Raw genomic sequence first — 10,186 nt, forward strand, 5'->3', positions numbered from 1 at the left:
AGAAGGGGCCGAAGGTCTCGGGGAAGACATCGCGCGGGCCGACGCGGTACCAAACTTCGCCGGACATTTCTTCTTCCTCGTTGCGCGGCGCGGGCACATGGCGGAAGTTGCAGTCGGTGAGGTATTCGATTTCGTCGTAGTCGTAGAAGACGACCTTGCCATGGCGGGTGACGCCGAAGTTCTTCCACAGCATGTCGCCCGGGAAGATATTGGCGGCCAGCAGGTCTTTGATGGCGTTGCCGTATTCGATGACGGCGTGTTCCATCTGCTGCGGCGTGGCTTCTTGCAGATAGATGTTCAGGGGCACCATGCGGCGCTCGATGTAGACATGCTTGAGCACCAGGTCGTCGCCCTTGGTCTCCAGCAGGCTGGGGCAAAAGTGCTGCAGCTCGGCGAGCAGTTCCTCATCAAAACGATGACGAGGAAGTGCGACGTTAGAGAACTCCAGCGTGTCGGCCATGCGCCCCACCCGGTCATGCTGCTTGACCAGCAGGTATTTGCTCTGAATCAGTTCGCGCGTGGTGTTTTCTTTTTGCGCCGGGAAGAAGTCTTTGATCAGCTTGAACACAAAGGGGTAGCTGGGCAGGTCGAACACCAGCATCACCATGCCTTTGATGCCGGGGGCGATGCGGAACTTGTCGCTTGAGTGGCGCAGATGGGCGAGCAGGTCGCGGTAGAACAGGTTCTTGCCGTGCTTTTGCAGGCCGATGGCGCTGTAAAGCTCGGCGCGTGGCTTGCGCGGCATCATCGAGCGCAGGAAGGCGACAAAGGCGCTGGGCACTTCCATATCGACCATGAAGTAGGCCCGCGCGAAGCTGAACAGCATCAAGAGATCGTCTTCGCCAAACAGCGCGGCGTCGATGCACAGCAGGCCTTGCTCGTTGTGCAGGATGGGCAGGGCAAACGGCGTCTCGGTGAAGCCGTTGATGATCTTGCCGACCAGATAGGCGCCCTTGTTGCGATAGAACAAGCTGGACAAGACCTGGATCTGGAAATTGGTGCGCCAGCGGAAGTCACCCAGTTGCAGGCTAACGGCGTTCAGCACCCGGTCGACATCGCGGTCCAGGTCTTCAAAGTCCCGCTCCAACTGGAAGTTAGTGACCACCCGGCGCAAGGTCTCACGCAGCTTGTCGCGGGTGGGGTAGTAGGCGCGGTAGGTGGGCTTGGCGGCGGGCTCGTCGTTCTCAATGTACTCGGTGGAGACCGCCGGGCGCACAAACAGAAACGAGTTGTGAAAGTAGCTGTGGTGCAGGATGCGGGTGCAGACCGAGTTAAAAAAGGTCTCGGCCAGCTCGGGCTGATAGTGGTTGATCAGCAGGCCGATGTAGTGCAGCTTGACCTGCTGCCATACGTCCATTGCCAAGCCGCTGGCCTGGAAGCGTTCTTCCAGCAGCTGCACCGCTTCATTGACCCGCAGGTCGTAGAACTCGATGCGCAGTGCTTGAGCGCGTTGCTGGCCGAGCCAGTCGCCTTGTTCGAAGCGTCGCTTGGCTTCGGCGCTGGTGGCGCGAAACAAGCGGTAATGCCGGTTGAAGCCGCCCAACATCGCCTGGGCGATCTCAAAAGCATGGGTGTCGGTCAGCTTCTGCGGGAACATGGCGTGTACTCGGCGACAAGGCTTGCGCGTTGTTCAGTCGCGGGACTTTAGCCGCTGAGCTTCATAGCGCTGCTTGACGGCCCTCAAGGCCTTTTGAAATGCGGGGTTCACTTGCTCGGCCGAGCTTGCCGTGACGCGCAAATCTTCCAGCAGTCCGTTGTGCAGACCGTAAACCCAGCCGTGCACGACGATGTCTTGGCCGCGCGCCCAGGCGTCTTGGACGATGGTGGTTTGGCAGGCATTGCGCGCCTGCTCCAGCACGTTCAGCTCGCACAAGGCGTCGACACGCTGATGCGCGTCCAACTGGTCCAGCCATTCTTGATGGTGGTTGCGCACGTCTTGCACATGGCGCAGCCAGTTGTCGGCCAGGCCGGTGCGTGAATCATGCAGCGCCGCCTTCACGCCGCCGCAGTTGGAGTGCCCGACCACGATGATGTGCTTGACCTTGAGTGCGTCCACGGCGAACTGCATCACCGAGAGGCAGTTCAGATCCGAATGCACCACCACATTGGCCACATTGCGGTGCACGAACAGCTCGCCCGGCAGCAGGTTGACCAAGTCATTGGCAGGCACCCGGCTGTCGGCGCAGCCAATCCACAGGTATTGCGGGGTTTGCTGCTTCAGCAGGCGAGAAAAAAAGCCAGGCTCGCGGGCCTCGGTTTCAGCGGCCCATTGTTTGTTGCTGTCCAGCAGCTCTTGAAGTTCGATGCTCATGGCTGGATTGTCAGGGGATCGAATGACGGCGAGCTTGCAGCCGCGACCCCGGGGCGATAGGCCGCCCACACCACCCGATCAATCAAATGGCCGGCCTTGAAGGCGCTTTGCGGCAGCTTCGCCTCCAGCAGGTAGCCCGCGCTGCGCGCCACCGCTTGCGAGCCTTGGTTCCAAGCGAAGATGCCCGCACTGAGCCGGTTCAGATCGGGCTGGTTGGCCCAGGCCCAGGCGGTGACCAGGCGCAGCGCTTCACTGCAGATGCCGCGCCGCCAAAAGGCTTGGCCGATCCAATAGCCGATCTCGGCATTGCAGCGCAGCCAACCCGCCTGCGCCTCAAAGCCAATGCAGCCGATGATTTGCCCATCGACCTCGATGCCCCAGACATGCCCGCCATCGCGCCAACCGCCGCCGCACCAGGCCTGAGCGTCCGCCAAGGTGTAGGGATGCGGGAAGCCATCGAACAAATTGCGCCAGACGGCCATGTCATCAGCGTGCGCAGCCAAGGACGGCGCGTCACCCAAACGCAATTCGCGCAGCAGGCAGCGCTGCCCTTGCAAGGTCGGGATGTGAGGCGGGGCTTCGGTCAATTACATCGTCTCCGCGAAGAGCTCGCGGCCAATCAGCATGCGGCGGATCTCGCTGGTGCCGGCGCCAATCTCATACAGCTTGGCATCGCGCCAGAGGCGGCCCAGCGGGTACTCGTTGATGTAGCCGTTGCCGCCGAAGATCTGCACGCCCTCGCCGGCCATCCAGGTGGCTTTTTCGGCGGTCCAGAGGATGACCGAGGCGCAGTCCTTGCGGACCTGGCGTACATGGTCAGCACCCAGCAGGTCCAGGTTCTTGGCCACGGTGTAGGCGAAGGAGCGGCCGGCCTGCAGCACGGTGTACATGTCCGCGACCTTGCCCTGGATCAGCTGGAACTCTCCGATGCTTTGGCCGAACTGCTTGCGGTCGTGGATGTAGGGGATCACGTTGTCCATCACGCTTTGCATGATGCCCAGCGGGCCGCCGGTCAGCACGGTGCGTTCGTAGTCCAGGCCCGACATCAGCACCTTGGCGCCACCGTTGACGGCGCCCAGCACGTTCTCGGCCGGCACTTCCACGTTTTGGAACACCAGCTCACCGGTGTGGCTGCCTCGCATGCCGAGCTTGTCGAGCTTCTGCGCGATGCTGAAACCCGGCATGCCCTTCTCGATCAGGAAGGCGGTGACGCCGCGCGCGCCCAGCTCGGGCTCGGTCTTGGCGTAGACCACCAGGGTGTCGGCGTCGGGGCCGTTGGTGATCCACATCTTGTTGCCGTTGAGCAGGTAGTAGCCGCCCTTGTCCTCGGCCTTGAGCTTCATGCTCAGCACATCGGAGCCGGCACCGGGTTCGCTCATGGCCAGCGCGCCGACATGCTCGCCGCTGATCAGCTTGGGCAGGTACTTGGCTTTTTGCGCCTCGTTGCCGTTGCGCTTGATCTGGTTGACGCACAAATTGCTGTGCGCGCCGTAGCTCAGACCCACCGAGGCGCTGGCGCGGCTGATTTCTTCCATGGCGATCATGTGGGCCAGATAGCCCATGTTCGCACCGCCGTACTCTTCGCCGACGGTGATGCCCAGCACGCCCAGATCACCCATCTTGCGCCACAGGTCCATGGGGAACTGGTCGCTGTGATCGATCTCGGCCGCACGCGGCGCGATCTCGGCCTGCGCAAAGTCGCGCACCGCATCGCGCAGCGCGTCGATGTCTTCACCAAGTTGGAAATTCAGGCCGGGCAAATTCATGGGTGTCTCCAGGATCTCTAAATTGGGGTCAGAGTCATTTATTCACTCGGGCGTCGAGGCGGGTCGCGCTCACTTTCAGAGCGCCGCCTTCCGAAGCCCGGCCAAAGGCGGCCGGAGCCGATCGTAAAGCCGCCGAGCCCCCGATGCCAATTAACGTTTACGTAAACGTCAATTGATGTCGAAATTCTAATCGCAAGGCCGGCGGCTTTGAAAGCCTCAGTGCCAGGCCAAGAGCAGCCGCCGAATCAAAGGATGTGCGACCTTTTTGTCCGCGCCGATCGCGAAGAAGCTTTCCTGCACGCCCTCACAAGCGCCGACGCGGATCAAGTCGTAACGTGACAGCAATTTGTCCTCGACCAACTCGGTGGCCGGAAACACCCCCATGCCGCCGCTGCCAAAGGTGGCCAACAAGGCGCTGTCCTCAAACTCGCCCACGATGCGCGGCTTGACGCCAATCCGCTCGAACCAATGGTCGATTCCGGCGCGAACGGCCGAATGTGTGGTCGGCAGCAAGACGGGCACCTCGGCAAGCGACTGCGGAAAGTCCCTCTTGGCGGCTTCCACCAAGACCTTGGGCGCATACCAAGCCATCGCAGAGGCTCCCAAGGAGTGGCTGTAGACCTTCAGATTGGGGTTGGCCGGTGCCGCACGGTCGGCCAGCACCACATCCAAGCGGTGCAGGGCCAGGTCACTCAGCAAGCCTTCAAACTGATCTTCGTGGCAAAGCAAGCGCAGGCCGGGGTCATCCATCACGGGCAGCAACAAACGGCGCACCGCCAACTTGGGCAATCCGTTGGAGATACCCACGGCCAGCCGAACCGAGGGCGTGCTGGCCGCATCCCGGACCAAGGCCGGCAATTGCTCGCCCAACTGAAAAATCTGATCCGCCTGCCGCAAAGCGGCCTGCCCCGCCTCTGTCAAGACCACGCCGCGCCCGGCGGGTTTGAGCAAAGCAAAGCCCAAGGCCCGCTCAAGCTCTCGCACCTGGGTGCTGACGGTCTGCACCGCCATGCCCAGGCGCTCGGCGCCACGGGTCAGCCCGCCCTCCTTGGCGACCACCCAGAAGTAGTACAGATGACGGTAGCTGTAGTTGGTGCTCATGGGGAAAGTCCATTGATCTTCAATTGGATACTCATTTTTTTCGGAAGTATCTTTAAATGATTATCTGCTTTTTCAAATGGCTGGGGCTGACTATCCTTCGCGCACCCTCAACCCGCCAGGAGTTTTGATATGCAAGTTCATTTCGAATCCAAAGACGCTACGGCGCTGGCTCTACGCGACGTGGCCGCCGAGCCCCTGCGCTTCGCCATGCGGCGGGTGGCCTTGAATGTGCCACTGGCGAGGGTGCAAATGAGCGATGTCAACGGCCCGCGCGGCGGCGTCGACAAGCGCTGCACCTTGGAGCTGCGCACCCACGGCGCCGGCACTTTGGTCATCGTGGCCACCGCGCGAGCATGGCGCGCCGCTTTTGAAGCCGCCCTGGCCCGCGCCGCCCATGCGCTGGTGAAAGCCTGGCAGCGCTCGCGCAGCCATCCACGCGCCGACAAGCGCTTGTTGGCCGAAACACGCTGAAGCCCTTGAGCGACCGAAACACCACCGAATTCATTGAAAGAAGCACCATGGACACCTCGAACAAAAGCTATCCCGCCAACTCTCACTACGAGATGAACCCCGCATTGGCGAGCCAACAAAGCGCCGGCCTGAGCGAGCGCCACAGCCCGGCCGTGGCGCGCGTGCTGCGCAACACCTACGCCCTGCTGTCGATGACGCTGCTGTTCAGCGCCGCCGTGGCCGCCGCTGGTGTGGCCTTCAAGCTGCCCGCACCGGGCCTGATCCTGACGCTGATCGCTACCTTCGGCCTGCTGTTTGGTATTCACAAACTGCAAAACAGCGGCTGGGCGATTCCGGCCGTGTTCGCCCTGACCGGCTTCATGGGCTACAGCCTGGGCCCGGTGCTGGCCAAGTCGCTGTCGCTGCCAGGCGGCGCTCAGACGGTGATGCTGGCCCTGGCCGCCACCGGCGCCACATTCTTGGCCTTGTCTTCCTATGTCTTGGCGACCAAGCGTGACTTCAGCTTCATGGGCGGCTTCTTGTTTGCCGGCATGGTGATTGCCATCCTGGCTGGCCTGGGCGCCGTCTTCCTGCAAATCCCTGCACTGGGCCTGGCCGTGTCCGCCATGGTTGCCCTGCTGTCGGCCGGCTTGATCCTGTTCGAAACCAGCCGCATCGTCAACGGCGGCGAGACCAACTACGTCATGGCCACCGTTGGCTTGTTCCTGTCGATCTTCAATTTGTTCACCAGCCTGCTGGCCTTGTTCGGCTTCGGTGGCTCGGACGACTGAGCACACCGCCTCCTCCTTCAACTGCCGCAATGAGTACCCCATGAAATGCCCTCGCTGCCCTTCCAGTTCCTTGGTGCTGAGCGAGCGCCAGGGCGTTGAGATCGACTACTGCCCGGACTGCCGCGGTATCTGGCTGGATCGCGGTGAACTCGACAAATTGCTTGAGTTCGCCGCCGATAACGCCAGCCACTCCGCGCGCCGGTCGGTGGGGCACGAGGACTTTGAAGACTCGGACTACCCCTCGTCTTCCTCGGGCCGCCACGGCAACCAAGGCCACCGCGGCCACGAAGTCCGCAGCGGCCCATCGCACCGACGCAAGAAGTCCTGGTTGAACGATTTTTTTGATTGACCCTTGAATCTCGCCATGCGCACTTACCCCCGAAACAGCCCAGAAGCCGCCGCCCGGATCCTGTCCCTGGCGGCTTTGGCCGATGGCAATCTGTCTCCCATCGAAGTGGAAACACTTGAGGAAGTCGATGCCTATGGCCAACTGGGTCTGCATCCGATCCAGATGCAAGAGGTGATGCGCAACCTGTGCCATGACCTGCTCGACCAGGCTCGCATCACTCAGGCGCAGATCTGCGCCATCGCGCCCGAATCCATGCGGGAGATGATGTCCGAGGTGGATGATCCGCAATTGCGCCTAACAGTCTTGCAGCTATGCGTCTCGGTCATCGAAGCGGATGAGCACATCGAAGCCGGCGAGTCGCTGGTGCTGCTCGCCGCCCTCGAGCATTGGGGCTTGAAGCCTGCATTGCTTGAAGCGCGCTCGACGGCCCTGAGCCACTGAACCCACCTGTCCGAAGCCATTCCCCATGACCCAAGCCCTGTCTGAACGCCTGAGAGGCGCCGCCGCCGATTTGCCGCAAGACCGCGTGCCTTTGCAAACCTTGGCCGAAGCCCACGGCCCTGCCGCGCAAGGGACTTTGATGATTTTGCTGGCCGCGCCCTGCGTGCTGCCGGTGCCTGGCGTGGGGTCGGTGTTGGGCTGGGGTTTGTTGGCCATCGCCATTACGCTTTGGCGCCGGCAAGACCTGGACGCCTCCGCCAGCCTGCCCGCCCGCGTGGCCGACATCCATCTGCCCAGCTTGTGGGCGGCTCGGGTGCTGAATTTGCTGGCGCGCTTCTACGCCGCCGGTGGACGCATCGCCCGAACCCGCATGACCCATCTGACCGGTACCGGTGCCCAGCGCTGGCTGGCAGCCAAAGTGGCGCTGATGTCGCTCTTGATCGTCCTGCCCATTCCATTGGGCAATCTCTTCCCGGCACTCACCCTGATGCTGGTCGGCATGGGCTTGGTGGCCCGAGACGGGCTGGCCATTCTGGCCGGGGGCATCATGGCCGGTGTTTCGGTGCTGTTCAGCGCCGCCGTCGTGGGCGCAGCCTGGTTCTGGGGTGTCGAACTTTGGGACTGGATTCAGGTCTTTCCCGTTTGAATCATGATGTAACGCCAAACAGGAGACAATCCCGCTCTGCACATAGAAAAAATACGAAAGAACATTGATGCAGAGCTTTCTAGATCCAGCGGTCCTCTTCTTTGTCTTCGGCATCCTGGCCGGAGCTCTCAAATCAAACCTCGAAATCCCCCCGCAGATTTCGAGGTTTTTGTCTTTGTACCTGCTGATGGCTTTGGGGCTGAAGGGCGGCTTCGCCTTGGCCAAGTCCGGCCTGACCCACGAAGTCAGCATCAGCCTCGGTTTGGCCTTGTTCCTGGCCGTCTTGGTTCCAGCCTTGGGTTACATGATCCTGCGTCGCTGGCTGTCAGGCTTTGATGCTGCAGCGATCGCAGCAACCTATGGCTCGGTGAGCGCCGTTACCTTCATCACGGCGGTCCAGTTCCTGGACACCCATGACATCGCCTACGGTGGCCATATGGCTGCCGCCATGGCCTTGATGGAGTCTCCCGCCATCATCATGGCCGTCTTGCTGGCCAATCTGGTGCGTCGCCGCGAAGCCAGCAAGCAGTCCTCAGGCACGAAAGTCGCCAATCCGGGTCCGCTGTCCAAGGTCATGCATGAAGCCTTGACCGATGGCGCACAGCTGCTTTTGATCGGCGCCATGCTGGTCGGTATTCTCAGCGGCGAAGCGGGCAAGGCCGCCATGCAACCCTTTGCCGGCGACCTGTTCAAGGGCATGTTGTCCTTCTTCTTGCTGGACATGGGCCTGCTGGCCGCTCGCAATATGGGCAAGCTTCGCAGCCAACCGCCACTGCTGATCGTCTACGCCTTGGGTGCCCCCTTGGTGCACGCCGGCATTGCCTTGGTACTCAGCATGCTGTGCGGCCTGTCCGCCGGGAATGCCGCCTTGTTGATGGTTCTGGCCGCCAGCGCCTCTTACATTGCGGTGCCCGCGGTGGTGCGACATGCCATTCCGGAAGCCAACCCCAGCCTTTACTTCGGCATGTCGCTGGGGCTGACCTTCCCCTTCAACATCTTGCTAGGCATCCCGCTGTATGTCAGCGTGGCGCAGCATTTCATCCCAGGCTGAGCCTCAACCCGCCATTTACAAGAATCGCTCCAAGATCTTTTTCGACGGGCGATCCAAAGCGAAACGGTCTTGCACCATCAGTTGCAGGCCGTGGCTACTGGAGATCAACAAGCGGCCCTCGCCGAGACGGCGAATATCCTCTTCGGTCTTGAGAATGAAGCGAGTCTCACCCCGGTCGGTCTCCACCGTCCATTGGCTGGGGGTGGAGTAAGTCGAGACTTCCTTGATGCGCTGAATCATGGGCACGAACTCGCGGCTGGCCAGCTCGGCCGTCAGCAGTTCGCGCTCGGGCGCCGGCAAATCGCTGAGCCGGTCAATCCAGGCCAGCTCATGACCATCACTGCCCAGCAGCGAGATGCCTTCATCCGGCGCCGAGATCGGGTGCGCACGGACCACGCTGATATCGCGATGCTCCTGGCCCTGCAGATCGGTCAACACCAAGCGGCCCAGGGCATTGCGCGTCAGTTTCTGAAAAATCGCCATGGTCTGGGTCTCACTCATGCTTGGGCCGTGTGGGCATTCAGATTGGGCAACAAGGCCGGCACCTCGTCACCATCGGCATCGACACGGCGCGCCTGCGCTTCATACAAACGCCAGTAGGCGCCTTGCTTGGCCATCAGCTCATCGTGCGGGCCTTCTTCGACCACCTGGCCGCGATCCATCACGACCAAACGGTCGGCCTTGCGAAGAGTGGACAGGCGGTGGGCAATCGCGATCGTGGTGCGGCCCTTGACCAAGTTGTCGAGCGCCTTTTGGATCTCTTTCTCGGTCTCGGTATCGACGGACGATGTGGCTTCGTCGAGGATCAGGATGCGCGGATCGATCAGCAAGGCGCGCGCAATCGAAATGCGTTGACGCTCACCGCCGCTCAGGCCTTGGCCCCGTTCACCCACCAGCGAGTCGTACCCTTGCGGCAGGCGCAAGATGAACTCATGCGCATGGGCAGCGCGGGCCGCCGCAACGATTTCTTCACGAGTCGCATCCGGCTTGCCGTAGGCAATGTTCTCTGCAATCGTGCCAAAGAACAAAAACGGCTCTTGCAAGACCAAGCCGATGTGGCTGCGGAAATCGGCCACCTTGATGCGGCGCAGATCGATGCCGTCGACACGGATGCTGCCCTCGGTCACATCGTAGAACCGGCAGATCAGGTTCACCAGCGTGCTCTTGCCGGAACCAGAGTGGCCGACCAAACCAATCATTTCACCGGGCTTGATGTCCAGACTCAGGCCCCGGATCACCGCCCGGTTGCCATAGCGGAAACCGATGTCATGGATCTGCAA

The 10,186-nt window shown here is 61.7% G+C and carries 13 protein-coding genes; 6 read left to right on the forward strand and 7 right to left on the reverse strand.

Going from position 1 to position 10,186, the window contains the following annotated elements:
* From aceK to ACOVRJ_RS03570, 5 genes are all read right to left on the reverse strand, one after another.
* The coding region (aceK, locus tag ACOVRJ_RS03550; protein WP_422042525.1) for a bifunctional isocitrate dehydrogenase kinase/phosphatase at nucleotides 1–1,597 on the reverse strand (1,597 nt) is incomplete at its 3' end.
* 33 nt (nucleotides 1,598–1,630) lie between these two features.
* Nucleotides 1,631–2,311: a carbonate dehydratase gene (can, locus tag ACOVRJ_RS03555; protein WP_422042526.1), complete on the reverse strand. Its 681-nt coding sequence runs from the start codon at nucleotides 2,309–2,311 to the stop codon at nucleotides 1,631–1,633.
* Nucleotides 2,308–2,898: a GNAT family N-acetyltransferase gene (locus ACOVRJ_RS03560; protein ID WP_422042527.1), complete on the reverse strand. Its 591-nt coding sequence runs from the start codon at nucleotides 2,896–2,898 to the stop codon at nucleotides 2,308–2,310. The genes can and ACOVRJ_RS03560 overlap by 4 nt, the downstream gene beginning before the upstream one ends.
* Complete coding sequence (locus ACOVRJ_RS03565) at nucleotides 2,899–4,077, reverse strand: isovaleryl-CoA dehydrogenase (protein WP_422042528.1); 1,179 nt, start codon at nucleotides 4,075–4,077, stop codon at nucleotides 2,899–2,901. It abuts the gene before it with no gap.
* A gap of 216 nt (nucleotides 4,078–4,293) precedes the next feature.
* Nucleotides 4,294–5,178 (reverse strand): LysR family transcriptional regulator, encoded by an 885-nt coding sequence (locus tag ACOVRJ_RS03570; protein WP_422042529.1) that lies wholly within the window; start codon nucleotides 5,176–5,178, stop codon nucleotides 4,294–4,296.
* A 129-nt stretch (nucleotides 5,179–5,307) separates the two neighbouring features.
* Here ACOVRJ_RS03570 and ACOVRJ_RS03575 point away from each other — a divergent pair, with 129 nt between their 5' ends.
* The 6 genes from ACOVRJ_RS03575 to ACOVRJ_RS03600 all read left to right on the forward strand — a co-directional run bounded on the left by ACOVRJ_RS03575 (nucleotide 5,308) and on the right by ACOVRJ_RS03600 (nucleotide 8,906).
* Nucleotides 5,308–5,649: an HPF/RaiA family ribosome-associated protein gene (locus ACOVRJ_RS03575; protein ID WP_422042530.1), complete on the forward strand. Its 342-nt coding sequence runs from the start codon at nucleotides 5,308–5,310 to the stop codon at nucleotides 5,647–5,649.
* Between the two features lie 47 nt (nucleotides 5,650–5,696).
* Nucleotides 5,697–6,419, forward strand: coding sequence for a Bax inhibitor-1/YccA family protein (locus ACOVRJ_RS03580; RefSeq protein WP_422042531.1), 723 nt, complete (start codon nucleotides 5,697–5,699; stop codon nucleotides 6,417–6,419).
* Between the two features lie 40 nt (nucleotides 6,420–6,459).
* Nucleotides 6,460–6,768 (forward strand): zf-TFIIB domain-containing protein, encoded by a 309-nt coding sequence (locus ACOVRJ_RS03585; protein ID WP_422042532.1) that lies wholly within the window; start codon nucleotides 6,460–6,462, stop codon nucleotides 6,766–6,768.
* Nucleotides 6,769–6,783: 15 nt separating this feature from the next.
* A complete protein-coding gene (locus ACOVRJ_RS03590) occupies nucleotides 6,784–7,209 on the forward strand; it encodes a TerB family tellurite resistance protein (RefSeq protein ID WP_422042533.1) in 426 nt (141 codons plus the stop codon).
* Nucleotides 7,210–7,234: 25 nt separating this feature from the next.
* The gene (locus tag ACOVRJ_RS03595; RefSeq protein ID WP_422042534.1) at nucleotides 7,235–7,855 is read left to right on the forward strand and encodes an exopolysaccharide biosynthesis protein; all 621 of its coding nucleotides are present in this window, start codon (nucleotides 7,235–7,237) and stop codon (nucleotides 7,853–7,855) included.
* A 67-nt stretch (nucleotides 7,856–7,922) separates the two neighbouring features.
* Nucleotides 7,923–8,906 carry a sodium-dependent bicarbonate transport family permease gene (locus ACOVRJ_RS03600; protein WP_422042535.1) on the forward strand — a complete coding sequence of 328 codons (984 nt, stop codon included), beginning with the start codon at nucleotides 7,923–7,925 and terminating at the stop codon, nucleotides 8,904–8,906.
* A 15-nt stretch (nucleotides 8,907–8,921) separates the two neighbouring features.
* Here ACOVRJ_RS03600 and ACOVRJ_RS03605 read toward each other — a convergent pair whose 3' ends face one another.
* The gene (locus tag ACOVRJ_RS03605) at nucleotides 8,922–9,407 is read right to left on the reverse strand and encodes a DUF1854 domain-containing protein (RefSeq protein ID WP_422042536.1); all 486 of its coding nucleotides are present in this window, start codon (nucleotides 9,405–9,407) and stop codon (nucleotides 8,922–8,924) included.
* A partial coding sequence (locus ACOVRJ_RS03610) for an ABC transporter ATP-binding protein (protein ID WP_422042537.1) occupies nucleotides 9,404–10,186 on the reverse strand: 783 nt, incomplete at its 5' end. The genes ACOVRJ_RS03610 and ACOVRJ_RS03605, both read right to left, overlap by 4 nt.

Source organism: Roseateles sp., from assembly GCF_049240545.1.
Lineage (GTDB): Bacteria > Pseudomonadota > Gammaproteobacteria > Burkholderiales > Burkholderiaceae_C > Paucibacter_A.

What these genes read in the sequence shown, in the direction of transcription:
- can (WP_422042526.1), bottom strand. Translation starts at nt 2,311, where the DNA reads ATGAGCATCGAACTTCAAGAGCTGCTGGACAGCAACAAACAATGGGCC.
- ACOVRJ_RS03565 (WP_422042528.1), bottom strand. Translation starts at nt 4,077, where the DNA reads ATGAATTTGCCCGGCCTGAATTTCCAACTTGGTGAAGACATCGACGCG.
- ACOVRJ_RS03570 (WP_422042529.1), bottom strand. Translation starts at nt 5,178, where the DNA reads ATGAGCACCAACTACAGCTACCGTCATCTGTACTACTTCTGGGTGGTC.
- ACOVRJ_RS03575 (WP_422042530.1), top strand. Translation starts at nt 5,308, where the DNA reads ATGCAAGTTCATTTCGAATCCAAAGACGCTACGGCGCTGGCTCTACGC.
- ACOVRJ_RS03580 (WP_422042531.1), top strand. Translation starts at nt 5,697, where the DNA reads ATGGACACCTCGAACAAAAGCTATCCCGCCAACTCTCACTACGAGATG.
- ACOVRJ_RS03585 (WP_422042532.1), top strand. Translation starts at nt 6,460, where the DNA reads ATGAAATGCCCTCGCTGCCCTTCCAGTTCCTTGGTGCTGAGCGAGCGC.
- ACOVRJ_RS03590 (WP_422042533.1), top strand. Translation starts at nt 6,784, where the DNA reads ATGCGCACTTACCCCCGAAACAGCCCAGAAGCCGCCGCCCGGATCCTG.
- ACOVRJ_RS03595 (WP_422042534.1), top strand. Translation starts at nt 7,235, where the DNA reads ATGACCCAAGCCCTGTCTGAACGCCTGAGAGGCGCCGCCGCCGATTTG.
- ACOVRJ_RS03600 (WP_422042535.1), top strand. Translation starts at nt 7,923, where the DNA reads ATGCAGAGCTTTCTAGATCCAGCGGTCCTCTTCTTTGTCTTCGGCATC.
- ACOVRJ_RS03605 (WP_422042536.1), bottom strand. Translation starts at nt 9,407, where the DNA reads ATGAGTGAGACCCAGACCATGGCGATTTTTCAGAAACTGACGCGCAAT.